Genomic DNA, 23956 nt, shown 5'->3' on the forward strand with positions numbered 1-23956 from the left:
TGCCACTCTCTACCGAATTGTGTCCGAGTGGCAAGTATCAGGTGAGGTTACCGGCGGGTTGTATCGATGCTGAGCGACATGCCTACCAGTCCCCGCTCGCGCACGGCGAGCTTTGCCGCGACGGCTTCGAGTGCCTTCGCTGCCGGAGTCTCGGGGTGACCCAGCACGATGGGAATCCCGTTGTCACCGCCTTCTCGAACCGCGGTATCGAGTGGAACCTGGCCCAGTAGTGGAACAGTGGCGCCGACAGCCTTGGTCAATCGGTCGGACACGTCCTGGCCACCGCCCGATCCGAAGATGTCCATGCGGGTGCCGTCGGGCAGCTCGAGCCAGGACATGTTCTCCACGACTCCGGCAATACGTTGGCGGGTCTGTAGCGCGATGGCTCCTGCGCGCTCGGCAACCTCCGCTGCTGCCTGCTGCGGTGTGGTGACAACGAGGATCTCTGCGCCGGGAACCAATTGCGCCACCGAGATCGCGATGTCTCCGGTGCCGGGTGGGAGGTCGAGAAGAAGGACGTCGAGATCTCCCCAGAACACGTCCGCGAGGAATTGCTGCAAGGCGCGGTGCAACATAGGACCGCGCCATACGACGGGGGTGTTGCCCTGAGTGAACTGGGCAATGGAAATGAACTTCACGCCGTAAGCCTGTGGCGGCATGATCATCTTCTCGACCTGGGTCGGCTTGGCATCGTTGCCGAACATCCGAGGAACCGAGTGACCGTAGATGTCGGCGTCGAGCACACCCACCGACAGGCCGCGGGCGGCCAACGATGCAGCGAGGTTGACCGTGACGGAAGACTTTCCGACGCCACCCTTGCCCGACGCGACGGCGTACACGCGAGTCAGCGACCCGGGCTGGGCGAACGGAATGAGGGGTTCGGCGGAATCGCCTCGTAGAGATCTGCGGAGTTCGGTGCGCTGCTCGTCGTTCATCACATCGAGTTCGACGTTGATGACGCCGACTCCCGGGACGTCGGCGACGGCTTTCTTGACGCTCTCGCTGATCTCGCCCTTCATCGGGCATCCGGCGGTGGTGAGGTAGATGCCCACGTCGACTGCGCCGCCGTCGCCTATCGTGACGCTCTTGACCATGCCTAGATCAGTGATCGGTTTGTGAATTTCCGGATCGATGACCTTCGAAAGTGCTGTTCGAACGTCGGATTCCGTAAGGACTGCCATGACCCCATGCTATCGGGGCCCCGACGCTAGTGGATGCGGGGGAGCTCGTCCGAGGTCGGGACGATTCCGGTTGCGTAACCGGTGGACCAGGCGAGCACATTGGCGACGTATGCCATCGAATTGTTGTACCGCAGAATTGCCTTGGTCGTCTGGCCGAGATCACGCAGGTCCAGTCCACCGTCGCAGAGGTACTTACCGGTGGCGAGAGCTGCGTCGTAGAGGTTCTGGGGGTCGGAGATGCCGTCGCCGTTACCGTCGGCGTGGTAGTGATTCCAGGTCTCCGGTAGGAACTGCATTGGTCCGACGGCGCGATCGAAATGTGGGTCGCCGTCGAGGGCGCCTCCGTCGGTGTCTGCGATGACGTTGTTTCCGGCGAGCGAGCCGTCCAATCGGGGGCCGAGGATCGGTTCGAACAATTCGCCCGCGTCATCTGCTTTGCCGTTGTTCGCATGAGTGGACTCGACGCGGCCGATACCGGCGATGACGGTCCAGCTGATACCGCAGCCCGGCAGCTCGGCGGTCAGGATCTGCTCGGCGTTCTTGTATGCCGACACGTTGACCGTGGGGATGGCGATCGGGCTGGCCATCAGAGACGTGGGTAGCTCGGGCGTCGGCGCAACCGCGGGTTGCGGGGCGGCGGCTACGGCCAGCGCGACCGGTGCCTCGGCTGCGGCGACGGGCTGAGCGTCGGTCTCCGATGCGAGGGGACGTGGAGTCTCGACCACGGGCTCCGACTGCTCGGTCGTCGACTCCGATGCCATGAACGGGAGGTACTCCGCTGCTCCTGCGCTGGAAGCCGCAGTGATGAGACCTGCGGGGACAAGGCCGGTCAGAGCGATCACCGAATTCCGCCGCATAGTGGAGTTCGATGCTCTTCTGTGACGTCCCACGCCTGGTACCTCCTCGTCGCCCCGTTGTTTCGAGGCTTTCCGTTTGAATTCCGGAGTCGAGGGTACCCGATTCGAGATGATTTCGTTACCGCGCCGTTATAGAGCGTGTCGTGCGAGGTCAAGCCGCCGCCGAAACGTTATTCGATGTGATCCGTGCCGGACCCCCACGTCTCCCCGTCACTTTTCGACGCGGGACGTGAGGATTTCTTTCTGGACTTCTTCACCGGCGCCGGTGAAACGCCGTTCAACTGTTCGAGAAGTTCCCTGATCTCGTCGAGTTCGCGGCGCAGATAGTCGCGGGTAGCGACCTCGCCGACGGCGATGCGCAGTGACGCGAGTTCGCGGGCGAGGAACTCGGTGTCCGCTTTGGTCTGCTGCGCTCGTGCTCGATCTTCCTCCAGCGACACGCGGTCGCGGTCGTCCTGACGGTTCTGTGCAAGCAGGATCAGCGGCGCCGCATACGCAGCCTGAGTGGAGAACGCGAGGTTGAGCAGGATGAACGGGTATGGATCCCAGCGCAGATTGACCGCAACGACGTTGAGGAAGATCCAGACGATGACGATGGCCGTCTGAATGATGAGGTAGCGCCCGGTGCCGAGGAATCGTGCAGCCTTTTCACCGGATCTGCCCACGTCGACGTCGAGGTGGAAATTGAACAGCTTGGTCCCGCGTGGGGTGTCCATCCGTTGGCGGGCTGTTTCCTTCATCGGCCGGCCACCTCTTGCTCTCGCCAATCCTCCGGTAACAGGTGATCGAGAAGGTCGTCCACTGTTACCGCGCCCACCAAATGGTCCTCATCGTCGACTACCGGGCCGCAGACCAGGTTGTATGTCGCGAAATACCGCGTGACGGTAGTCAAACTGTCCTCGGTGGAGAGACGGGGGAGCGCACTGTCGAGCACACCACCGATCAAGCTTGCGGGCGGTTCACGCAGCAACTGCTGCAAATGAACGCATCCGAGATACGCCCCCGTCGGCGTCGCGGTCGGCGGCCGAACGACGAACACCAACGAGGCCAACGCTGGAGTCAGATCCGGATTGCGCGCCCGCGCGAGTGCTTCGGCGACGGTGGTCGACGCCGTCAAGATGACCGGCTGGGGCGTCATCATGCCACCGGCCGTATCGGGAGAGTGCGCGAGCAAACGGCGAACCGGTGCCGAGTCCTCCGGGTCCATCAGGCGCAGTAGTGATTCCGCCTCGGTCTTCGGCAGCTCACCGAGCAGGTCGGCGGCGTCGTCGGGGTCCATCGCTTCGAGCACGTCCACCCCACGATCGACGCCCAGGTAATGCATCAACTCCACCTGATCGTCATCGGGTAGCTCCTGCACGATGTCGGCCAAGCGCTCGTCGTTCAGCGCCATCGCCACTTCCATACGCCTTTTGACGGGGAGTTCGCGCATCGCGTGCGCCACGTCGGCGGCACGTAGGTCCTCGAACTGCATCAGAAGTTGCGCGACGCCCTGACCGGGCAACGACAGCTCGTTCTGCGTCAAACCCTGAACGTGCTGCCAATCGACAACGTGGATCGCGCCGCGACGGGCAAGTCGTTGACGCTGGCGCCGCACTGCGACACGAGCGACGAGCCAATCCCGGGTACGGGTCAGTTCGATCCCGAGATCGACCACGAGCGAGTCGACATCGTGCATCTCCTCGAGCTCTGGGTCGTCGACGCGGACCTTGGAATCGAGGATCTGCGCGAAGACCAGAATCTCGTTCGCGCGCTGGGTGAATCGACGCAGACTCACGTTGCCGGTGTTGAGTTGCACGGAGTTCGGCTCGATGCTCGTGACCCGAAGCATCGGCACGAAAATCCTTCGGCGCGTGGAAAGTTCGACGACGACTCCCAGCACGCGAGGTTGGGCGCGTCCGATGCGCATGGTGATGACCAGATCGCGCACACGGCCGATCGACTCACCATCGGGACCGAGAACCACCAGGCCCGCCAGCCTGGCCGCAAATACCTTGCTCAGAGCTGCCATGATGTCAAGGTTAGAGCGTCAACGGATATTTCAGAGAATCAGACAGGGGTGGCGTGAACGTGACTTCGGTGGAGCGAGACCGTCCGCGTCGATCGGTTCTTGCCGTTCCCGGCAGTTCCGCGAAGATGATCGAGAAAGCCAAGACACTTCCCGCGGACGCAATCTTTCTCGACCTCGAGGATGCGGTCGCCGCTATCGCGAAGGTCGAAGCACGCGGACGGATAGTGGAGGCGCTCAACTCCGACGGCTGGGGCGAACAGATCAAGGTCGTCCGCGTCAACGACTGGACGACGCCGTGGACGCACGGTGATGTGATCGAGGTCGTCTCCGGTGCAGGCGGCAACCTGGACGCGATCCTGCTCCCCAAGGTAGAGACCGCCGCGCACGTCCAGGCGCTCGATTTGTTGCTCACGCAGGTGGAAAAGCTTGCGGGTCTGCCGGTGGGCGCCATCGACATCGAGCCACAGATCGAGAGTGCGACAAGCCTGCGCAACATCGACGCGATCGCTACCGCGAGTCCTCGTGTGCGCACCCTCGTCTTCGGGCCTGCAGATCTGATGGCCAGCGTCAACATGCGCACACTCGTCGTCGGCGAACAACCGGAGGGCTACGACACCGGCGACGCCTATCACCACATTCTGATGACCATCCTGTTGGCCGCGCGCACGCACGGGCTACAGGCGATCGACGGACCGTACCTCCAGATTCGCGACCTCGACGCGTTCCGGCGCGCCGCGGGTCGCACCGCGGGCCTCGGTTTCGACGGGAAATGGGTACTGCACCCGACGCAGATCGACGCCGCCAACGAGATATTCAGCCCGCGTCAGTCCGACTTCGACAAGGCCGAGATGATTCTCGACGCCTACGAGTTCCACACCTCCGCCGCAGGCGGCGGCCGTGGTGCTGTCATGTTGGGGGACGAGATGATCGACGAGGCCAGCCGGAAGATGGCGCTTGTCGTCTCGGCGAAGGGGAGAGCCGCAGGCATGACACGGACGACCTCGTTCACGCCGCCTGCGACGTAGTACGCCCGCAAACGCACAGGGCATGGTGAAACACCACAACGGGTATCTGTTGTGTCCGTTCCCAGGCACAATGGATACATGACGAATCCACTCTCGCAGCCCGGCCGCGGTGGCCAAGGCCTTCCGACGCCTCCGTCAGGATGGCCGATCGGCTCCTACCCCACCTATGCCGAGGCTCAGAAGGCTGTCGACTACCTCTCCGATCAGGAGTTCTCCGTACAAGACGTCACGATCGTCGGCGTCGACCTCATGCAGGTCGAGCGAGTCCTCGGCAGACTCACCTGGGCCAAAGTGATTGGCGGAGGAATTGTTTCGGGTGCGTGGCTGGGCGTATTCCTCGGTCTCGTACTCGGAATCTTCACCAACGGCAACCTTTTCGGTGCTTTGGCCATAGGCATCGTCGGCGGCATCATCTTCGGTCTCATCTCCACCGCCATTCCGTACGCAGCAACGCGCGGGCAACGTGACTTCGCGTCGAGCATGCAGCTCGTCGCCGGTCGCTACGACGTCTTGTGCGAGCCCAAGAGTGCCGAGAAGGCCCGGGACATGCTCGCAAAGCTGTCGATCTGACCCGATAGTCATCTGTCGGACATTACGGAATAGTCCCAATTTCGCCTCGAGGACTGTGAGTTCGGTTACGTTTCTTTACGCGCAGGGTAGACCAGAGCAACTGCTGCGCGAGTAATCGAAAATACGGAGGCGGAAAGTGCCGAGACAACGTGGTCCGAGGCCGAGAAACGCAACCAGGATAGGGGTGTTGGCCGCAGCTGCTCTGGTCGTCACTCCGCTGTTGGCGGCATGTGGATCGTCGGACAGCAGCACCCCGGTGCTGAGTTTCTATACAGCTGCGGACGGTGCCGAGCAATATGCGGCCGCCGCACAGGCCTGTTCGGCGGCGTCGGGCGGCCGCTACACCGTGGAGCAGAGGACTCTCCCCAAGAGCGCCAACGATCAGCGGCTTCAGCTGGCTCGACGGTTGGCGGGCAACGACAGTTCACTCGACCTGATGACGCTCGACGTCGTCTGGACGGCGGAGTTCGCCGAAGCAGGTTGGGCGCTGCCGGTTCCCGAGGAATTGTCCGCCAAACTGCGCGACGGGTCGACCCTCGAAGGTCCCCTGGCAACGGCAGAATGGCAAGACCAGCTGTACGCGGTTCCGCTCAACTCCAATACGCAGCTGCTCTGGTATCGCCCGGACCAGGTTCCAGGCGGCGTACCCCCACAAACGTGGGATCAGCTGATCGACGTCGCCGAAGCGAATGCTGCAGAGGGCAAGCCGTCGTACATCGGGGTTCAGGCCAAGCAGTACGAGGGCCTGATGGTGTGGTTCAACAGCCTCCTGGTCAGCGCGGGCGGTCAAGTAGTCGGTGATGACGGTACGACTGTCACCCTCAACGACACTCCGGAGCATCGCGCGGCCACCGAAAAAGCACTCGAAATCATGAAACGTGTTGCAACCGCGGACGGTGCGGATCCGTCCATTTCTCAGACCGACGAAGCGACGGCCCGACTCGGACTCGAAGCAGGTAGCTCCGCATTCGAGGTCAACTACCCGTTCGTCCTGCCTGGTCTGAAAGAGAACGCGGTCGCCGGTGCGGTTCCATTTCTCGACCTGTCGAATGTTCCTGCCGATCAACAGGATGCGGCAATCGCCGAGGTTTTCCGAAGCGCTCCGTATCCAGCTGTCAAGGAAAACACGCCCGCCAAGGTCACGATCGGTGGATTCAACATCGGCGTCGCGAACACGACCCAACACGAGGATCTCGCCTGGGAAGCCGTCGCATGCTTGACGAACGAGGAGAACCAGCGCAACAACGCAGTCAACGGCGGCGTGCCGCCGGTCCGGCGGAATCTGTACCAGGATCCTGAGTTCCAGGCCGTCTACCCAGCGTGGGAAGGCGTCCTCAACTCGATCGAGAATGCTGCGGTCCGGCCCGTTTCCCCGGCATATCAGTCCATTTCGATCCTGCTCACCGACGCGCTCAATCCACCGCAGAACATTGACCCCGTCGCGGACGTGGACAAGCTCGCCGATCTCGTTTCCAAGGCCGTCAACTCGGAAGGGCTGATCCCATGAGCGCACCGACCACCGAGCCCGAATCCGGGTCCGTCGCGCCGGCCAGGCAGGATGCGCTGAAGCACATATCAGACGGCAAGAAGGCCGAGCGTCGACTCGGGCTCATGCTGGTCGCGCCCGCCGCGATCATCATGGTGGCCGTCACCGGGTATCCGATCGTCTACGCATTTTGGCTCAGCCTGCAGAAGTACAACTTGGCTTTCCCCGACGACCGGGAGTTCGTAGGCTTCTCGAACTACGTCACAGTGCTCTCGGACAGTTACTGGTGGCAGGCGTTCGGTGTCACGGCGGGAATCACGATCGTGTCGGTGATCATCGAGTTCATCCTCGGGTTGGCTGTGGCACTCGTCATGCACCGCACCATCTTCGGCCGCGGCCTCGTGCGTACCGTGGTCCTGATTCCGTACGGCATCGTGACGGTCGCCGCGGCGTACAGCTGGTATTACGCATGGACGCCGGGCACCGGGTATCTCGCCAACCTCCTTCCCGACGGCAGCGCGCCTCTCACCGAACAGTTCCCGTCGTTGGCGATCATCGTCCTCGCCGAGGTGTGGAAGACCACGCCGTTCATGGCTCTTCTGCTGCTGGCCGGACTCGCACTCGTCCCGGACGATCTGCTCAAGGCTGCCGAGGTCGATGGAGCCGGTGCCTGGACGAGGTTGCTGCGCATCACGATTCCGCTCATGAAGCCGGCGATTCTCGTCGCGGTTCTCTTCCGCACCCTGGATGCTTTCCGCATCTTCGACAACATCTACGTGTTGACCAAGGGCAGCAACGGCACAGGTTCGGTGTCGATTCTCGGTTACGACAACCTGTTCGGCGCTTTCAATCTCGGACTCGGTTCGGCGATCAGCGTTCTCATTTTCTTCTGCGTCGCCATCATCGCGTTCGTGTTCATCAAGCTGTTCGGGGCTTCGGCGCCGGGCTCGGACGACGGAGGCCGTAAATAATGACGACAGTGACGCCTCGCAAGAAGGTCGGCTGGACGGTCATCAATGTCCTCGTCCTGCTGTACGCGCTCGTTCCGTTGGCCTGGATCATCAGCTTGTCGTTCAAGTCGACGGCCACGATCACCGATGGCGCGTTCATTCCCCGGTCCTTCACGTTCGACAACTACAAGGGAATCTTCTCCACCAGTCAGTTCACGTCGGCTCTGATCAACTCGATCGGAATCGGTCTGATCACCACGGTCATCGCCGTCGTGATCGGCACGATGGCGGCCTACGCTGTCGCACGATTGGACTTTCCCGGCAAGAAGTTGCTCGTCGGTGTCGCGTTGCTCATCGCGATGTTCCCGCAGATCTCGCTCGTCACTCCGCTGTTCGACATCGAGCGTGCTCTCGGCCTTTTCGACACCTGGCTGGGTCTGATCATCCCGTACACCACGTTCGCGTTGCCGCTGGCGATCTACACGCTCTCCGCGTTCTTCCGGGAGATTCCTTGGGAGCTGGAGAAAGCGGCGAAGATGGATGGTGCCACTCCAGCACAAGCTTTCCGTAAGGTCATCGCTCCGCTTGCGGCTCCCGGCATCGTGACAGCCGCCATCTTGGTGTTCATCTTCGCCTGGAACGACTTGCTGCTGGCCATCTCGTTGACCGCAACCGAGCGGTCCATCACCGCGCCTGCCGCGATCGCGCAGTTCACCGGCAGCTCGCAGTTCGAGGAGCCGACAGGATCGATCGCAGCAGCAGCAGTGGTCATCACAATTCCGATCATCGTTTTCGTGCTCTTTTTCCAACGACGCATCGTGGCGGGCTTGACGTCCGGCGCAGTGAAGGGATAACCGTCATGTCCGAAATTGTTCTCGAAAACATCACCAAGCTCTTCCCGGACGGTGCCGCTGCCGTCAGCGACGTGTCCATGACCATCGCGGACGGCGAGTTCATCATTCTCGTCGGGCCGTCGGGGTGTGGAAAGTCCACGACGCTCAACATGATCGCGGGCCTCGAGGACATCTCGTCCGGTGAGCTGCGTATCGCGGGGGAGCGTGTCAACGAGAAGGCTCCTAAGGATCGCGACATCGCGATGGTGTTCCAGTCCTACGCGTTGTACCCGCATATGACGGTTCGACAGAACATCGCGTTCCCGTTGACTCTCGCCAAGCTCAGCAAGAACGAGATCAACGAGAAGGTGGAGGAGGCTGCGAAGATCCTCGATCTGACCCAGCACCTCGATCGTCGGCCGGCAAATCTCTCCGGCGGCCAGCGCCAGCGAGTCGCCATGGGGCGCGCTATCGTTCGCACCCCCAAGGCATTCCTCATGGATGAGCCCTTGTCGAACCTCGACGCCAAGCTGCGCGTGCAGACGCGTGCGGAGATCTCCAGGCTGCAGAAGCGTCTGGGTACCACCACGGTGTACGTGACGCACGATCAGACCGAGGCCATGACGCTCGGCGATCGGGTCGTGGTGTTGCGTGGTGGACGCGTGCAGCAGATCGGCTCACCGCAGGAGCTCTACGACAAGCCCAAGAACCTGTTCGTGGGCGGCTTCATCGGATCTCCTTCGATGAACTTCGTGCCGGGACAGCTCACCGCGAACGGTGTGTCCACCGACCTCGGCGACATCGAGCTCCCATTGGACCGAATGGACTCGATCAAGTCGAAGAATCCGGGGCGTGAAGTTGTCGTCGGCATTCGCCCCGAACATTTCGAGGATGCTGCACTCATCGACGGGTACCAGAAGATCAGCGGCGCGGTCTTCACCGCAAAAGTCGACGTTCTCGAGTCGATGGGCAGTGACAAGTACGCGTACTTCACCCTCGCGGGTGCTCAGGTCGAGTCCGCCGAACTACAGGAATTGGCTGCCGATGCGGGCATCGGCAATCTCGGTGGTGCGCAGGTCGTTGCACGGTTGGCAGCCGAGTCCAAGGCAGCCGAGGGTAGCCAGATCGAGTTGTGGTTCGATCCCGCGAAGGTGTCCGTGTTCGACCATGCATCGGGTGCAAACCTGACCCTGTAAGCGGTCCGGCGCGCAGGTATGCGGAAATCGATGGCCCACTATCGGTTTCCGCGTACCTGCGCGACCCCGCTATCGCGCGCAACTTCGGTGACGATTACGGGTATAGGTGGTTCCACTCGTATTGCCGTTGCAGCCAAGGCCACGATGGTGCACGCGATCGCTCCGGCGACGAATGCAAACGTGTACACCATTTCGCGTGGAATCGAGGTTCCTGCAATGGTGTAGGTGGCCAGCATGGTGGTGAGAAGTGCACTCGCAATAGACGTTCCGACGGTTCGGACGATCGAGTTGACGCTGTTCGCGACGCCGGTGTCGGAGGCGGAGACCTCGGCCATAAGCAGGTTCGGTATCGCCGCGAAGGCGAGGCTGACGAAGACGCTGACGATCGACGTCGCGATAATGACCTGCCAGGTGGCGGTGTGGAAGAAGACGAAGAACACGAAGCCGAAGACTCCGATTCCACCACTCGTGATCAGTATCGGTCGTGCACCGAAGCGTCGGATGAATATCCCGCTGCAGGTTGCGGCGATGACGCCGACGACAGCTCCGGGCAGCAGATACACGACGCTGGCCCCGAGCACGGTTGCGCTGAAGCCGTAACCGGCGAGTTCACGAGGTGTCTGCACGAAGTACGAGCAGGCGAGGAAGTTGACGAACATTCCGATACCGACGAACAGTGTTGCGATGTTCGTCGCCAGTAGCGGTCCGTGCGTGAGCAAACGCGGTGCTACAAGGGGAGCTGCGGTCTTGTTCTCGAATATCCACCACAGCGCGAGCGTGATGGCTCCGATGATCGCGCAGGCAAGGGTGGCGACCGAGCCCCACCCCCAATCCCTGCCCTGCGTCAACGCGAGGAAAAGCAGGACCAGCGCGATTGCGAGGAGGACTGCGCCCCACCAGTCCACCGAACCGCGGCCAGTGCGGGCGCGCGCTGGAACGGCGAACCACGCGATCAAGAGAGCCCCGAGGACGAACACCGCGGTCAGCCAGAAGACTCGGTGATAGTCGGCGCCGTCCGCGGTCAGCAAACCCGTCAGGACGAGCCCGAACCCACCCCCGACGCCGAGGGTGCCGGAAAGAATGGCCATCGAGCCGACCAGTTTTCTGTGCGGCAGTTCGTCGCGAAGGAATGCCAGGGCGATCGGAAACAGCGCGTACGACACACCTTGAAGCACCCGTCCGAAGATCAGCAGTGCGAGGGAGTGGGTGCTCGCGGCGATGAGGGAACCTGCGAGCACGAGCAGCAGAACGCCGATGAGCACGGGCCGTTTGCCGTGCAGGTCTGCCAACCTGCCGATGACCGGGGTCGCGACGACGGCGGCGAGGAGATTTGCGGTGAGCACCCATCCGGCGGCGGCAGGGCTGACGTCGAGCTGCATCCCTATCGTTCCGACGATCGGGATGACCATCGTCTGCAGGACGGCGACCGTCATCACCACGAAGCACAGACCCGGCAGCAGTAGAACTCCTGGTCGTAGATCTTCCGTGCGAACCGCGGATGACATGCGGAAGAACCCCGTTACATTTCGATGGAGCAAAGAGGCATCAAAAAAACTTGATGTGTGCACCTAAATGCTTATCAGAGTTTCTGTGGAGGGGGAAGGCACGCATGCCACTCGCGACTACGACGCGAGGTTCACGAACGTTAGGTGTCTCGCGCCCGCTCGCGGAGTTCGGAGACGATCTGGTCGTTCCAAATATGTTCGCGCACCAGGCGATACCGTTCGCGGATCATCCACAGATACGCCTCGGCGTCCGTCTTGCCTTCCAAGATGTCGGCGGCGCGCACCATCCTGACGACGGGGAGATACTCCTCGCCGAACCAGCGTCGGGCAACGGTTGGGCGATCGACGAATTCGGATAACTCCTGGATCAGCCGGAAACCCCAAGCCTCGACGCATTCGCTCAATTCCGCGTACTCCAACGGATCGGTGACCTGCACCGCGTCGCGGGCTTTGCCGACCAAGGGCACGCGGGTAAGGAAGATGCGTCGGTGATCCTTGATGAGCAGATCACCGCGTCTGGTGATGCCCTCGGGGGAGATGCGCGTGATGATCTCGGTGACCAGAGCGTCGATCGTGGTTCGGTGCATGGCGAAAGCGATGGACACCCGATGGTGGCCGTCGAGGACGAAATGCATCGAGCCGATGCGATACACCTGAATCGGCGGCATGGACTCGCCGCGTCGCTGGGCCGCAGCGAGGCGCTGCCACCGCTCCCGAACCCGTGCCGAGGTCGGTCGGAAGAATCGATCGAAGTCGCGTGTGCGGTCCACGCTTCCGACGATGGAGTCGACCCGGATGACCTGCAAGCCGAGTTGGCGCTCACCCACCTTGCCGAGAGCGGCGACGACCTCGTCGAACGGCAGAATGGTGTTGACGTCGTCAGGCTGTCGACGCAGCCACCCGACCAATCGTGCAATGTCGGCGCGTCGGCGCTGCCGCGTGAAGTCGTTCTCCGCATCGGCGGTGGGAAAGCCGGTGTCACGTGCCATGTCGTCGCCTCACGATCGTGGGTACGTTCTCAGCTGCTCGGCCACCCGGTTCGATCTCGAGCAAGGTGTACCCGACCGTGTTGAGGACGGTGGTCCCGTGCAGCTCGAGGTCTTCCGGTGTCTGCCCGTGGGGATGGATGTGACCGTGCAGAAGCAACTGGGGTTGCAGCGAACGAACGACGTCGTCCAGACATTCGAATCCGACGTGCGCGGGATCGGTGTCGTCGCCGACTCCGAACGGCGGGCTGTGCGTCAGGAGCACGTCCACACCGCGCTGGTCGCCGCGCACCGTCCGTTTCCATGACTCGATGCGGGTGAGGGACCTGGCTCGGCGACGCTGTTGACGTTGAGTCCACTGGTTCGGGCCATCGTTGTACCGAATCGATCCACCCAGGCCCGCGATGCGCAACCCCGCCGCCGACACGATCGTGCGGTCGGCGTTCACCGCACCTACCGGCCCTGGCCAGGCGCTGGGCAGACCCGCGCGCATCCATCCGACCCGCCCGGCCGAGAATCCCGTCAAGTCCACGTCGTGATTTCCGGGGACGAACACGCACGGCGCATTCAACGCATCCGACAGATATTCCAAATATTCGAAGGGCAGGTCGCCGGCCCCGAGAACGAGGTCGACATCGAGCGAGCGCACCTGTGTACTCCACAGGGTCTCGATAGTTTCGTCGGAGACGGCTAGGACGGAGACCACGTGCCCGACGCTACCGACAACCACCTTTCGTGATGCACCGAACGCGTCGTTCGGACCGCGGTGGTGTTGGATGGCACTGTGAGCGACAGCGTCATTTCCTCGGTCCGCGCACACCTCGTCGCGCAGATCGGGGACGAGAATCCCCGCCCCTACTCGGTCACCTTCCTCGGTCTCGAATCGTTGGAAGTGCTGACATTTCTGCCCCGGCAGGATGTGTTCGCCAGATTCGCAACCCTGGGCTGTTCTCGATACCCCATGTCCGATCCCAGTGAGATGATCGCCGACGCGACCCGCGGTCCCCGAGCCGAACTCATTCTCATCACGAGAGTCTTCGACGGTATCGACACCTCGTTCCTGCAGAATATCGCCAAGTTGGCGGCGTCGCCGTCGGTGGAAGGGGTGGTTCTGCGCCCTGATCTTCTGCTCGATATCGGCGAACCGTTGTGGAAGGGCGCGCCCTTCACCGCGGTGTTGCTCGGAGACAGTGAGATCGACGATCTGGTGCTGCCGGAGCCTGCAGATCCGGTGAAATTCCTGCAGTTGGTTCCGATCACCAGTACCGAGGCGGCATGGGTACGACTGCGCGGCGCCGAAGCGCTTCGGGACGCATGGAAAGAAGCAGGTATCGACGTTCGCGACCCTGCCCGGTCGGCTGTGACCCTCTAGTCACACCGAGTTCGACGCGGCCTGCCGGCGGTCAGAGCCAGTTGTTGCGCCGGAACGTCGCGAACAAGCTGATGCATACGATCGCTACTACTCCGATGACGCCGTAGTAGCCATATTTCCAGTGCAGTTCCGGGATGTTGTCGAAGTTCATGCCGTAGATGCCTGCCACCATTGTCGGCACCGCGGCGATGGCCACCCACGCCGAGATCTTGCGCATGTCCATGTTCTGCTGCATCGTCACCCGCGCCAACGCAGCATCGACCAGCGAACTCAGTACTTCGTCGAACTCGGCCACCCGCTCCGCAACCAGCGTGTGGTGATCCGCGACATCGCGCAGATACCGGCGTATCGCTTTCGGAACAGGAGTGTCCACACCCTGCACCAACTGGCTCAACGGCGTCGACAGTGGCGTAACCGAGCGTCGCAACTCGACGACCTCGCGCTTGAGTAGATAGATGTTCTCGATCGGAACGTGATCATCGGGGGAGAACACTTCCTCCTCCATCACGTCGACGTCACGTTCGATCGAAGACGTCACCGCCAGATACTCGTCGACGACGTGATCGGCGACGGCATGCAGAACTGCGGTCGGCCCCAGCGCGAGGTGCTCCGGATTCTGCTCCAGTCGATGACGGACGCCGGAGAGCCCGGAATGTTCGCCGTGCCGGACGGTCACCACGAAGTCCCGACCGAGGAAGACCATGATCTCCCCGCTCTCGACCAACTCGTTGGCCGTCGTCGCCGATTCGTGCTCGACGTAGCTCACCGTTCGGAGAACGAGAAACGAAACGTCGTCGTATCGTTCGAGTTTGGGACGCTGGTGGGCGTGAACCGCGTCCTCTGCCATCAACTCGTGAAGGCCGTAGCACTCGGCGACACTGTTCATCTGGCCTTCGTCCGGGGCATGCAGGCCGACCCAGACGAATCCGTCGCCGCGTCTGCGGACCTCAGCGATGGCAGCGGAATGAGTGAATTTGCCCGCCAGCCGGACGCCGTCGACGTACACGGCGCAGTCGACGATGGCGCGGGCGGTCGGCACCGGGATTTTCGGCACGCGAGCCGCCGACCGGGTAGAGGGCCGCAACGAGTGCAGGGACGGCAGCGAAGGCCGTGGTGGTAGAGATGGCATGGCTGCACTCCTTCGTCGAGGGCGGGTTCTTCGAGGGCGGATTGTTCTGGGCGGCGAGCGACGCGCAATCGTACGCCTGAGAGACTTTCCCTCGTGCGCATCGATCTTCACACTCATTCTTCCGCGTCCGACGGCACCGATACGCCGGCGGAGTTGGTTCGTGCGGCGCGCGCGGCAGGTCTCGATGTCGTTGCGCTGACCGATCACGACACTACGGCCGGTTGGGACGAGGCGCTGGAGGCGGCACCTGCCGGTCTGACCGTGGTCCGCGGAATGGAGATGTCCTGCACCGGTCGAGGCGAGGACGGTGATCCGGTTCCGGTACACCTGCTGGCGTACTTGTTCGATCCCGAGAACGAAGCCTTCGCGCTCGAACGTGCGCGATTGCGCGAAGAACGCAGCACGAGGATCGGACGCATGGCCGAGCTACTGGCCGTCGACTATCCCAGCATCGACCCGGAGGACATTCTGGCAGGCACCGGCCCGTCGGCCGGCCGGCCCCACCTGGCACGTGCACTCGTCGACGCCGGCGCCGTCCCGAGCGTGCAGGCAGCGTTCGACGGACCCTTGAGTACCGGGAGCCAGTACTACGTCCCCAAGGTCGATACCCCGCTGGATCGGGCCGTGGAGATGATCGCGGCAGCGGGAGGAGTCAGTGTCCTCGCGCACGCACGCGCCAGGACCCGGGGAAGACTGCTCGATCTCGCACAGATCCGTGAACTCGTCTCGCTCGAGCCCGGAGGAACCGGGGGACTCGGGGGTATCGAGGTCGACCATGCCGATCACAACGCCGAGGATGCCCGGATACTCCGCGAGCTCGCCGGCGAGCTCGACCTGATCGTCACAGGCTCGTCCGACTATCACGGTGGAAACAAAGAACTGAAGCTCGGTCAGCACACGACACACGTGGACGACTACGAGCGGTTGGTATCGCAGGCATCTGGACTGTCTGTATGAGCTTCGATACCACCCTCTACCTGACGGTCCTGATCACGCTGTTCGTCATCATGGACCCACCGGGCGCCATTCCTGTCTTCCTGTCCCTGGTCGGACGCAAAAGCAAACAAGAGCGAAATCGCGCCGCCTGGCAAGCTCCCGCGGTCTCGCTGACGGTCATCACCGTCTTCGCCATCGGTGGCCAGGCCATTCTCGGCTACCTGCACATCGGAATACCGGCGCTTCAGGGCGCAGGCGGTCTGTTGCTTCTCCTCATCGCACTGTCACTGCTCACCGGCAAAAGCGCAGGTGGTGGAACCGAGGCCGAGGAAGTCAACGTCGCGCTCGTCCCCCTCGGCACCCCGCTGATGGCAGGGCCGGGTGCGATCGCAGCCGTCATCGTCTATGTCAGCCAAGCCGACGGGCGGGTCGGGTCCCTCGCAGCCGTCGCGCTTGCCATCATCACCATTCACATACTGTTCTTCGCAGTGCTCAGATTCTCGACGGTATTGATACGAATCCTGGGTGTCGGTGGCATCACCCTGCTTGCTCGCATCGCAGGCCTACTGCTGGCTGCAATTGCCGTCCAGCTCATTGCGGACTCCGTCCGCGGCTTCATCACAGGAGGTTGACCGGTGTGCTCAAAGCGTTGAGTGGGGCCATCGCAGCAGGGCTCGTCGTCATGGCCATCCTTGTCGTGGGCGCCCAATATCTTGGAAATCAACGTGCGTTTCCCGGGCCGGGCACAGTCTCGGTAGTGGCCCACATCGCGGCCGCAGTCGCCGCCATCCTCGCGCAGCACTTCGCCGATCACCGTCGACGAGGGTCTTCGGCTCTCGCATCGACCGCCGTCTTTGTCATCGCAGGTGTGTTGCTCTGGACTCAGTGGTGGAGTTGACCTCACCTGTCGGTGGCGATGGCCGACATGTTGCCAACCCGCGGACCGCAGTGGCACACTGACTTCTGCAGTTTTCGGCGCCACCGCGTCATACCGACTGTGTAGATCGGTACACCCGCAGACGCAGCCGTACGATGGCGCGCTCGGTGACACCTCCCTCGAATTGCTGAACGGTATCGAAACCGGATTCCATAGGAGCTAACGTGACCACCGTGACCGAACCGACCAGCAACACAGCAAACCTGTCCGCTATCACCGATGAGGAAATATTCCTCGGCCACGTCGGTGGAAAGCTGTCCGTGGAACTGACCTCCCCGCTGGAGACTCAGCGTGACCTTTCCATCGCGTACACCCCCGGGGTAGCTCAGGTGAGTCGCGCTATCGCGCAAGACGCCGCGCTTGCCAAGAAGTACACCTGGACAGACCGCCTCGTCGCTGTCATCTCCGACGGTTCGGCTGTGCTCGGGCTCGGCGACATCGGCCCCCGCGCGTCGCTTCCGGTCATGGAAGGTAAAGCGGCACTGTTCAAGAAATTCGCCGGCCTGAACTCCATCCCGATCGTCATCGACACCCATGACGTCGACGAGATCGTCGACACCATCGTTCGTTTGCGTCACAGCTTCGGTGCTGTCAATCTCGAAGACATCTCGGCCCCGCGCTGCTTCGAAATCGAGAGGCGCGTCATCGACGCTCTCGACTGCCCGGTGATGCACGACGACCAGCACGGCACCGCCATCGTCGTTCTCGCTGCTCTCAACGGCGCAGCGAAGTTCCAGGGGCGTAGCACTGCAGGGTTGAAGGTCGTCATCTCCGGAGCCGGTGCTGCAGGCGTCGCGTGCGCCAACATTCTTTTGGCGGCAGGCACTCCGGATGTCGTCGTGCTCGATTCCAAGGGAATCGTCTCGGCCGATCGCACCGACTTGAACTCGGTGAAAACAGACCTGGCCTCGCGGACCAATCCTCGTGGGCTGTCGGGAAGCGCTGCCGATGCGCTCGCCGGAGCCGACGTGTTTCTCGGAGTCTCCGCTGGACAAATCGACGAGTCCTGCATCGCGTCGATGGCACCGGAGTCGATCGTGTTCGCCCTCTCGAACCCGGATCCTGAGATTCATCCTGAGCGAGCGAGCCTCTACGCCGCGATCGTGGCGACAGGTCGCAGTGACTTCCCGAATCAGATCAACAATGTGCTCGCCTTCCCCGGCGTGTTCAAAGGCGCACTCGACGCCGGAGCACGCCGCATCACCGAAGGCATGAAACTCGCCGCTGCCGAGGCAATCCTCTCGGTTCTCGGCGATGAGTTGGCTGCGGACAAGATCGTGCCGAGCCCGCTCGACCCTCGCGTAGCCCCGGCCGTTGCGGACGCAGTTGCGGCAGCAGCGCGAGCCGAGGGTGTCGCGTAGGACCGAATAAAAGAAGCACCCCGGACCTTGCCTCAACCAGGCATGATGCGGGGTGCTTTTTTGTTCGTGTCCGAATCCCTCTCCAGCTAGACCTCGGCCACACGCGAAGGCATGCGCTTCAGCCGACCTGTACCCGGAACCGAAGCCCAGACCGCAAGGGCCAGCAGGCCGTCCACGATCAGGGTCAGCAACGCCACCAGGATTGCGCCGACAAGCACCCGCCCGTAGTCGTAGAGTGCGAGGCCGTCGAAGATGTATCGACCGAGCCCGCCGAGGTTGACGTAGGCCGCAACGGTTGCGGTGGCGATGATCTGCAGCGTGGTGTTTCTGAGCCCACCGATCATCAGCGGCAGCGCGTTGGGAATTTCGACGCGAAAAAGCACTTGTAATTCGGTCATGCCCATAGCTCTGGCGGCATCCACCACATCGGCGTCGACGTTCGCAATTCCGGAGTAGGTCCCGGCAAGTAGAGGTGGAATACCGAGAAGAACCAGAGCGATGATCGGGGGCACCAGCCCGAGCCCGATGACAAGAACCAGGAACACCAGAATGCCGAGGGTCGGTAGCGATCGGAGCGCATTGACGAGTCCGACGACGAGGGCTTCACCTCTCCGGAGGTGTCCGATCAGCAGGCCGATGGGTATCGCGATGGCCGCCGAGATCACCACGGCGAGCAGGCTGTACCAGATGTGCTCGATGATGCGGGCGCCGATTCCGGTGGGCCCGGCCCAGTTTCCGGCTTCGAAGATGTAGGAAAAGGCCTCCGAGAACAAGTTCATGCCGACTCCTCCTCCGAGACTGTGGCCCTCTGCGAAACGGTGGCCTTCTTCTTCGAGGCCGAGCTGAGGCGAGTCCACGGTGTGAGCCAACGACCGAGTAGATACAGCACCGCATCGAATACGAGCGCCAGGAAGACGATGGAGATGATGCCGGCCACTATCTGGTCCGGGTAGTCACGCTGATAGCCCTGGGTGAACAGTTGACCGAGGCCACCGATGCCGATCACCGAGCCGACCGACACGAGCGAAATATTCGTGACCGCCACGACCCTGACGTTCGCGATGAGCACCGGAAGCGACAGCGGCAACTCGACGGACACCGCGCGCCGAATCGGCGAGTAACCCATGGCCTCGGCAGAATCGACGACCGCGAACGGCACCGAGTCCAACGCTTCGGGAACGGCCCGAATCAGAAGCGCAGTCGAGTACACCGCCAGCGCGATGACGACGTTGAGCGGATCGAGAATGGGGAGACCCACGATCGCTGGAATAGTGACGAACAGTGCCAGAGAGGGGATGGTGAAGGCAATGCTGGCCAGCGTCAGCGTGGTGCGCCGCACCCATCGTGTGTTCCGGATGAGCGTGCCGACGGGTATCGCAATGACCAGTCCGATGAGCAACGGAACAAGCGAAAGGTAGAGGTGTGTCTTGGCGAGGCCGAGGACGACATCGAAGTTGTCGAACAGCCACTTCACTGCTTGTCGTCCTCGCTGTGTTGCCCTGACGTGCGGTGTTGCCCCGAACTGAAGTGGTGCCGATTTCGTTCTTCGTCCTCGGACTTACGTTGTACAGCAAGGTTTTCGAGGATCTCTGCGGCGTCGACGCTGCCGACTGCTGCTCCGGTTTCGTCGACCGCGACCCCGATTCCCGACGGTGACGAGATGGCAGAGTCGAGCGCTTGGCGCAGATCCCCACCTTGGGTGAACAGTGACCCGCCCGCCGCGGTGCTGTCCTCCAGCGACCGCCCGTCGCGAACCTTCTCGACCCCGGTGACATCGATCCAACCGAGCGGACGACGTGCCGAGTCCACAACGAGAACCCACTGCCCCTGGTCCAGGCGCAGGGACTTCACTTCGCTCTCGGTTGCAGTGTCGATCGAGTGCATGGTGACCGACTGAGCCGACCTGAACGAGAGTCCACGGTAGCCACGATCGCGACCGACGAACGAAGCCACGAAGGAGGTGGCCGGTGCAGACAAGATGGTCTCCGGCTTGTCGTACTGCTGCAGTCCCATGGGGTCCGAAAACGGCAATGTGGTCACCGAGTCGGACGGCTTCGTCGATGTCGTGAGTGACGAACACGATGGTCTTCTTCAAGTCCGCTTGTAGGCGGAGCATTTCGGTTTGCAGGTCCTCGCGGACCACCGGATCGACAGCACTGAAAGGCTCGTCCATCAACAGGATCGGCGGATCCGCGGCCAGTGCCCGGGCTACACCGACTCTTTGCTGCTGGCCACCGGACAACTGTGCCGGGTAGCGAGAGGCAAAAGCTGGGTCGAGGCCCACTCGTTCGAGAACACCCAATGCTGCCTTGCGCGCGGCGCGCCTCGTGGCGCCACGCAACACCGGCACGGTGGCGACGTTGTCCACGACCGTGCGGTGTGGCAGCAGGCCGGCGCTCTGAATGACATAACCGATGCCGCGCCGCAGTTTCACGGCGTCGGCGTCGGCGATGTTCTTGCCATCGACCGTGATCACTCCCGAAGTCGGAGTGATCATGCGATTGATCATCCTCATCGAGGTGGTCTTACCACAGCCCGACGGCCCCACGAAGACCGTGAACGACTGGGGTTCGATCACCAGATCAAGCGAGTCGACGGCGGTCGTGCCGTCCGGATATGTCTTGTTCACACTCTCGAAAGTGATCACTACTGGGGTGCCTCTCGTCGGTGCACCGGCAAACCGTCGGTGAAGAGCATGCGTCGATGGACGAGCAATCAGCTGATCGGCTTGTCCAGTCCCTTCTGCGCTACCCAGGCCTTCGCCGCTGCCGCCGGTTCGACTTTGGCGTCACCGGAAACAGAGGTGTTGAGGGCGATCAGTTCTTCGGTAGTGATCTGCGCAGACACTGCGTCGAGGACCTTGGTGAGCTTGTCCGACTGCTTCGCGGTGTTGAGTACCGGGATGATGTTCTGTGCAGCGAAGTTGTTTTCCGGGTCCTCGAGTACTACGAGGTCGTTCTGTGCGATTGCGGGCGAAGTGGTGAAGATGTCGGCAGCAGTGACCTTGCCGGAGACCAGAGCTTCGACTGTCGCTGGGCCGCCCCCGTCGGAGATCGGAACGTAGTTTCCTGCCGCGATGTCGAGTCCGTATTTCGAACTCAACCCCGGTAGCCCACCGACGCGTTCCTGGAACTCGGGTGTGCCCGCGAAGGTGACGTCCGCGGAGAAGGGCGCTAGATCGCCGATCGTGGTCAGCTTGCGTTCGGTGGCCGTCGAACGGGTGACGACAACGGCATCCTTGTCCTCACCGGGTGCCTGCGCCGTCACGGCCAAGTCCGAACCGAGTGCGTCCGGAAGGGCCGCCAGAACATCCTCGGACGAAGTCGCCGTTGCCGACTCGTCCAAGTACTGCAGGAGGTTGCCTGTGTAATCGGGGACCAGATCGATCGACCCGTCCTTCACTGCCGGTATGTAGGCTTCACGGCTGCCGATGTTGAATTTGGTACCCACCTCGAAACCATTGGCGCGCAGCGCTTCTGCGTAAATATTCGCCACGGTCTCGGATTCCGGGAAGTTGGCCGAGCCCACCACGATGGAGTTGGTGTCCCCGTTGCTCTCCCCGCCGCCACTGGACAGAGGATCGTCATTGTTGCCGCATGCTGTCAGCGCGAGTGCCGAAATCGACAAAGCAGCGAGGACGCGTGTGGTTCGGGTGATGTTCATTGCGGTCCTTCCATCGGTACCGGCGCGGAGGCTGACCGGCTGTCTCAGCAGCTCGGGATGGTGATCCGAGCAAGTCTAGACATAGGGTTGCCCCGAAGAGCATCTCGTTGGCCTCAGTTCCCGTTGTGGTGGAACGATAAACCTTGCCACCGACATCTGCTGTGAACGGAGCTTGTGGAAAAGTGCGTGTGTCAGGCCTACGGGTCGTAGTTCTAGCCCTCCTCTCGTGCGTCGCGATGTCGTGCGGGGCAGCTGAGCAGCCGTCCTCGACCATCGTGGTGGGTTCCTCGGACACCGTGCACGGTGAGCTGTTGGCGCAGATTTACGCCGGGGCGCTTCGCTCGACCGGAGCAGAGGTGCGCACCCAGTTGGACGCGGGTGACAGCGGCGAATCCCTGGCTGCGCTCGATCGAGGCGACGTCGACGTCGTGCCGGGGCTGATGGGCGAACTCCTCGACACGTTCGATTCGACATCGGAGGCTACCGAAGCGGACGAAGTGTTCGCCGACCTCAACAAGTCGCTTCCGCAAGGGTTGTCCGTCTCGGACTATGCCACCGCCGAAGACGGTGTGGCACTGGTCATCGCTGACGGCGCGCCTTTTTCGGGAGCCGAAATGATCACCGACATCGCGTCGAGGTGTTCGCAGGCGACGGTATCGGTCACCTCAGCGAACGCCGAGGCGTTGAACAGAGTGCGGGATCGCTACGGGTGCAGTTTTGCCTCGGTACGGATCGAGGCCGACGAAGAGGCAGTCGTCGAGGCAGTCCAGACAGGCGAGGCAACAGGGCCGGAGTCCGTGTCCGCCGGCGTGATTCGTACCGCATCGTCGGGGCCGAAGGCCAAGGATCTGACCGTGCTCGACGACGACGAAGGAGCGTTCCGGGCCCAGAACGTCGTACCACTCTTTCGAGACGGGGTGTTGAACGAGAACGAGATCAAAGCCTTCGGCGTGGTCGCCGGTGAATTGACGACCGCGGACCTCGCCGACATGATCGGCGAGGTCCGCGGGGGTGCGAAGTCAGACGAGGTCGCTGCTCGTTGGCTCGGGGAACACAACCTCTGAAGTCCGCACTCTCGTGCCGAGAAATGCGCCCATATGGTGCACGGCATCGGCCGCTTCGCGAAGTATCGACGCCTGCAGGTGCGCGACGTGCCACAGCTTTTCGTACTCGACATATTCGACTTCGACGCCGGACGAGAGGAGCTTGTCGTGAAAGGCGACGATCTGCGGATACAGCACCTCGGATGTGCCGACGTGCATGACGATCGGCGGTAGCCCCGACAGATCCCCGTGTAGGGGAGCGAACCTCTGATCGAGCGGATCACCGTCGTGGAGATATGCCTCGGCCGAGGCGAACGACCAGGCAGTGTTGACAACCATGTCTCGATCGAACTGCGCGTCGCGAGCGCCAGGGTCGACCCATGGGGAGATCAAACCGAGTGCGGCAGGCAGAATTCCGTCGTCCACGAGTCGACGCGCCGTTGCGACGGCGAGACCACCGCCTGCCGAGTCGCCGGCGATCGCAACCCGATCAGCGCTGAACCCGTGCGAAGTCACCAACTCGCGGAAGGCGGCGACAGCGTCGTTCAATCCAGCGGGCAATGGATTTTCCGGTGCCAGTGAATAGTCGAGAACGTATACCGCGCTTGCAGACTCGCGGGCAAGGTGGGCTGCCAGTGAGCGATGCGTAGCGATCGAGCCGATGGTGTACGCACCGCCGTGCAGGTACAGCACCGCTGTAGTACGTTCCGTCGCGCCGACCGTGATGCGTTCTGCCTTGCGTCCGGCCAGCATGAGCTTTTCGCTGACTGTCCCGGGCGGCAACGTCTGTAGTGGTGATGCCGAATCGAGAATCTTGCGTTGAATCGAGAACGGAAAGCGTGCGTTCAGCGCCAACCGATAGAACGGCTTCAACGATGCGGCCACGAGTGGAAGTGGCAGATAGAAGGACTTCAT

At 62.4% G+C, this 23956-nt stretch carries 24 protein-coding genes and 1 pseudogene; 12 read left to right on the forward strand and 13 right to left on the reverse strand.

Going from position 1 to position 23956, the window contains the following annotated elements:
- Window positions 1-47 precede the first annotated feature (47 nt).
- The 4 genes from H2510_RS09240 to H2510_RS09255 form a co-directional block, all read right to left on the reverse strand.
- Complete coding sequence (locus H2510_RS09240) at window positions 48-1181, reverse strand: Mrp/NBP35 family ATP-binding protein (RefSeq protein ID WP_186628033.1); 1134 nt, start codon at window positions 1179-1181, stop codon at window positions 48-50.
- Window positions 1182-1207: 26 nt separating this feature from the next.
- A complete protein-coding gene (locus tag H2510_RS09245) occupies window positions 1208-2071 on the reverse strand; it encodes a lytic transglycosylase domain-containing protein (protein WP_186628035.1) in 864 nt (287 codons plus the stop codon).
- A 137-nt stretch (window positions 2072-2208) separates the two neighbouring features.
- On the reverse strand, window positions 2209-2778 hold the full coding sequence (locus tag H2510_RS09250) for a DUF1003 domain-containing protein (RefSeq protein WP_186628036.1): 570 nt from the start codon (window positions 2776-2778) through the stop codon (window positions 2209-2211).
- Window positions 2775-4049: a magnesium transporter MgtE N-terminal domain-containing protein gene (locus H2510_RS09255; protein WP_186628038.1), complete on the reverse strand. Its 1275-nt coding sequence runs from the start codon at window positions 4047-4049 to the stop codon at window positions 2775-2777. Before H2510_RS09255 ends, H2510_RS09250 begins: the two co-directional genes overlap by 4 nt.
- 59 nt (window positions 4050-4108) lie before the next feature.
- On the opposite strand from H2510_RS09255, the gene H2510_RS09260 reads away from it, so the two are divergent.
- The 6 genes from H2510_RS09260 (at window position 4109) to H2510_RS09285 (ending at window position 10109) form a co-directional block, all read left to right on the forward strand.
- A complete protein-coding gene (locus H2510_RS09260; RefSeq protein ID WP_088943463.1) occupies window positions 4109-5074 on the forward strand; it encodes a CoA ester lyase in 966 nt (321 codons plus the stop codon).
- A 78-nt stretch (window positions 5075-5152) separates the two neighbouring features.
- Window positions 5153-5644, forward strand: a complete 492-nt coding sequence (locus H2510_RS09265; RefSeq protein WP_084346014.1) for a general stress protein — start codon at window positions 5153-5155, stop codon at window positions 5642-5644.
- A 184-nt stretch (window positions 5645-5828) separates the two neighbouring features.
- Window positions 5829-7151 (forward strand): ABC transporter substrate-binding protein, encoded by a 1323-nt coding sequence (locus H2510_RS09270; protein WP_186628039.1) that lies wholly within the window; start codon window positions 5829-5831, stop codon window positions 7149-7151.
- Window positions 7148-8101, forward strand: a complete 954-nt coding sequence (locus tag H2510_RS09275; protein WP_261392823.1) for a carbohydrate ABC transporter permease — start codon at window positions 7148-7150, stop codon at window positions 8099-8101. The genes H2510_RS09270 and H2510_RS09275 overlap by 4 nt, the downstream gene beginning before the upstream one ends.
- The gene (locus tag H2510_RS09280) at window positions 8101-8934 is read left to right on the forward strand and encodes a carbohydrate ABC transporter permease (RefSeq protein WP_084346011.1); all 834 of its coding nucleotides are present in this window, start codon (window positions 8101-8103) and stop codon (window positions 8932-8934) included. Before H2510_RS09275 ends, H2510_RS09280 begins: the two co-directional genes overlap by 1 nt.
- Window positions 8935-8939: 5 nt before the next feature.
- Complete coding sequence (locus H2510_RS09285) at window positions 8940-10109, forward strand: ABC transporter ATP-binding protein (protein ID WP_186628041.1); 1170 nt, start codon at window positions 8940-8942, stop codon at window positions 10107-10109.
- 38 nt (window positions 10110-10147) lie between these two features.
- Here H2510_RS09285 and H2510_RS09290 read toward each other — a convergent pair whose 3' ends face one another.
- The 3 genes from H2510_RS09290 to H2510_RS09300 all read right to left on the reverse strand — a co-directional run bounded on the left by H2510_RS09290 (window position 10148) and on the right by H2510_RS09300 (window position 13306).
- Window positions 10148-11614 carry an MFS transporter gene (locus H2510_RS09290; protein ID WP_186628043.1) on the reverse strand — a complete coding sequence of 489 codons (1467 nt, stop codon included), beginning with the start codon at window positions 11612-11614 and terminating at the stop codon, window positions 10148-10150.
- Between the two features lie 140 nt (window positions 11615-11754).
- Window positions 11755-12603 carry a chromosome partitioning protein ParB gene (locus tag H2510_RS09295; RefSeq protein WP_186628044.1) on the reverse strand — a complete coding sequence of 283 codons (849 nt, stop codon included), beginning with the start codon at window positions 12601-12603 and terminating at the stop codon, window positions 11755-11757.
- Window positions 12593-13306: a metallophosphoesterase gene (locus tag H2510_RS09300; protein WP_186628045.1), complete on the reverse strand. Its 714-nt coding sequence runs from the start codon at window positions 13304-13306 to the stop codon at window positions 12593-12595. The genes H2510_RS09295 and H2510_RS09300 overlap by 11 nt, the downstream gene beginning before the upstream one ends.
- Window positions 13307-13384: 78 nt before the next feature.
- On the opposite strand from H2510_RS09300, the gene H2510_RS09305 reads away from it, so the two are divergent.
- Window positions 13385-13972: a suppressor of fused domain protein gene (locus tag H2510_RS09305; RefSeq protein ID WP_186628047.1), complete on the forward strand. Its 588-nt coding sequence runs from the start codon at window positions 13385-13387 to the stop codon at window positions 13970-13972.
- Between the two features lie 31 nt (window positions 13973-14003).
- On the opposite strand, the gene H2510_RS09310 is transcribed toward H2510_RS09305, so the two are convergent.
- Window positions 14004-15101 (reverse strand): magnesium and cobalt transport protein CorA, encoded by a 1098-nt coding sequence (locus H2510_RS09310; protein WP_186628049.1) that lies wholly within the window; start codon window positions 15099-15101, stop codon window positions 14004-14006.
- Window positions 15102-15194: 93 nt separating this feature from the next.
- On the opposite strand from H2510_RS09310, the gene H2510_RS09315 reads away from it, so the two are divergent.
- The 4 genes from H2510_RS09315 (at window position 15195) to H2510_RS09330 (ending at window position 18335) form a co-directional block, all read left to right on the forward strand.
- Window positions 15195-16058 (forward strand): PHP domain-containing protein, encoded by an 864-nt coding sequence (locus H2510_RS09315; RefSeq protein WP_186628050.1) that lies wholly within the window; start codon window positions 15195-15197, stop codon window positions 16056-16058.
- Window positions 16055-16669 carry a MarC family protein gene (locus H2510_RS09320; protein ID WP_186628051.1) on the forward strand — a complete coding sequence of 205 codons (615 nt, stop codon included), beginning with the start codon at window positions 16055-16057 and terminating at the stop codon, window positions 16667-16669. The genes H2510_RS09315 and H2510_RS09320 overlap by 4 nt, the downstream gene beginning before the upstream one ends.
- A 5-nt stretch (window positions 16670-16674) precedes the next feature.
- Window positions 16675-16935 carry a hypothetical protein gene (locus tag H2510_RS09325; RefSeq protein ID WP_315901306.1) on the forward strand — a complete coding sequence of 87 codons (261 nt, stop codon included), beginning with the start codon at window positions 16675-16677 and terminating at the stop codon, window positions 16933-16935.
- A gap of 203 nt (window positions 16936-17138) precedes the next feature.
- The gene (locus tag H2510_RS09330; protein ID WP_186628052.1) at window positions 17139-18335 is read left to right on the forward strand and encodes an NADP-dependent malic enzyme; all 1197 of its coding nucleotides are present in this window, start codon (window positions 17139-17141) and stop codon (window positions 18333-18335) included.
- 86 nt (window positions 18336-18421) lie between these two features.
- On the opposite strand, the gene H2510_RS09335 is transcribed toward H2510_RS09330, so the two are convergent.
- From H2510_RS09335 to H2510_RS09350, 4 genes and pseudogenes are all read right to left on the reverse strand, one after another.
- Window positions 18422-19114 carry an ABC transporter permease gene (locus tag H2510_RS09335; RefSeq protein WP_186628053.1) on the reverse strand — a complete coding sequence of 231 codons (693 nt, stop codon included), beginning with the start codon at window positions 19112-19114 and terminating at the stop codon, window positions 18422-18424.
- Complete coding sequence (locus tag H2510_RS09340) at window positions 19111-19809, reverse strand: ABC transporter permease (protein WP_186628054.1); 699 nt, start codon at window positions 19807-19809, stop codon at window positions 19111-19113. Before H2510_RS09340 ends, H2510_RS09335 begins: the two co-directional genes overlap by 4 nt.
- Window positions 19806-20982, reverse strand: a pseudogene (locus tag H2510_RS09345) (ABC transporter ATP-binding protein). Before H2510_RS09345 ends, H2510_RS09340 begins: the two are co-directional and overlap by 4 nt.
- A gap of 68 nt (window positions 20983-21050) precedes the next feature.
- On the reverse strand, window positions 21051-21998 hold the full coding sequence (locus tag H2510_RS09350; RefSeq protein ID WP_186628055.1) for an ABC transporter substrate-binding protein: 948 nt from the start codon (window positions 21996-21998) through the stop codon (window positions 21051-21053).
- Window positions 21999-22186: 188 nt separating this feature from the next.
- On the opposite strand from H2510_RS09350, the gene H2510_RS09355 reads away from it, so the two are divergent.
- Window positions 22187-23062, forward strand: coding sequence for a glycine betaine ABC transporter substrate-binding protein (locus tag H2510_RS09355; protein WP_186628056.1), 876 nt, complete (start codon window positions 22187-22189; stop codon window positions 23060-23062).
- On the opposite strand, the gene H2510_RS09360 is transcribed toward H2510_RS09355, so the two are convergent.
- Entirely contained in the window at window positions 23018-23956 is a 939-nt protein-coding gene (locus H2510_RS09360; protein WP_186628057.1) for an alpha/beta hydrolase, read from the reverse strand. The genes H2510_RS09355 and H2510_RS09360 overlap by 45 nt on opposite strands.

Source organism: Rhodococcus sp. BP22 (genome assembly GCF_014281965.1).
In the GTDB taxonomy this organism is placed as follows: Bacteria; Actinomycetota; Actinomycetes; order Mycobacteriales; family Mycobacteriaceae; genus Rhodococcoides.

Excerpts from the sequence above, each read along its gene's own strand:
- H2510_RS09310 (WP_186628049.1), bottom strand. The coding sequence starts at position 15,101 with ATGCCATCTCTACCACCACGGCCTTCGCTGCCGTCCCTGCACTCGTTG.
- H2510_RS09265 (WP_084346014.1), top strand. The coding sequence starts at position 5,153 with ATGACGAATCCACTCTCGCAGCCCGGCCGCGGTGGCCAAGGCCTTCCG.
- H2510_RS09280 (WP_084346011.1), top strand. The coding sequence starts at position 8,101 with ATGACGACAGTGACGCCTCGCAAGAAGGTCGGCTGGACGGTCATCAAT.
- H2510_RS09255 (WP_186628038.1), bottom strand. The coding sequence starts at position 4,049 with ATGGCAGCTCTGAGCAAGGTATTTGCGGCCAGGCTGGCGGGCCTGGTG.
- H2510_RS09240 (WP_186628033.1), bottom strand. The coding sequence starts at position 1,181 with ATGGCAGTCCTTACGGAATCCGACGTTCGAACAGCACTTTCGAAGGTC.
- H2510_RS09335 (WP_186628053.1), bottom strand. The coding sequence starts at position 19,114 with ATGAACTTGTTCTCGGAGGCCTTTTCCTACATCTTCGAAGCCGGAAAC.
- H2510_RS09285 (WP_186628041.1), top strand. The coding sequence starts at position 8,940 with ATGTCCGAAATTGTTCTCGAAAACATCACCAAGCTCTTCCCGGACGGT.
- H2510_RS09295 (WP_186628044.1), bottom strand. The coding sequence starts at position 12,603 with ATGGCACGTGACACCGGCTTTCCCACCGCCGATGCGGAGAACGACTTC.
- H2510_RS09350 (WP_186628055.1), bottom strand. The coding sequence starts at position 21,998 with ATGAACATCACCCGAACCACACGCGTCCTCGCTGCTTTGTCGATTTCG.
- H2510_RS09360 (WP_186628057.1), bottom strand. The coding sequence starts at position 23,956 with ATGAAGTCCTTCTATCTGCCACTTCCACTCGTGGCCGCATCGTTGAAG.
- H2510_RS09320 (WP_186628051.1), top strand. The coding sequence starts at position 16,055 with ATGAGCTTCGATACCACCCTCTACCTGACGGTCCTGATCACGCTGTTC.
- H2510_RS09290 (WP_186628043.1), bottom strand. The coding sequence starts at position 11,614 with ATGTCATCCGCGGTTCGCACGGAAGATCTACGACCAGGAGTTCTACTG.
- H2510_RS09250 (WP_186628036.1), bottom strand. The coding sequence starts at position 2,778 with ATGAAGGAAACAGCCCGCCAACGGATGGACACCCCACGCGGGACCAAG.
- H2510_RS09275 (WP_261392823.1), top strand. The coding sequence starts at position 7,148 with ATGAGCGCACCGACCACCGAGCCCGAATCCGGGTCCGTCGCGCCGGCC.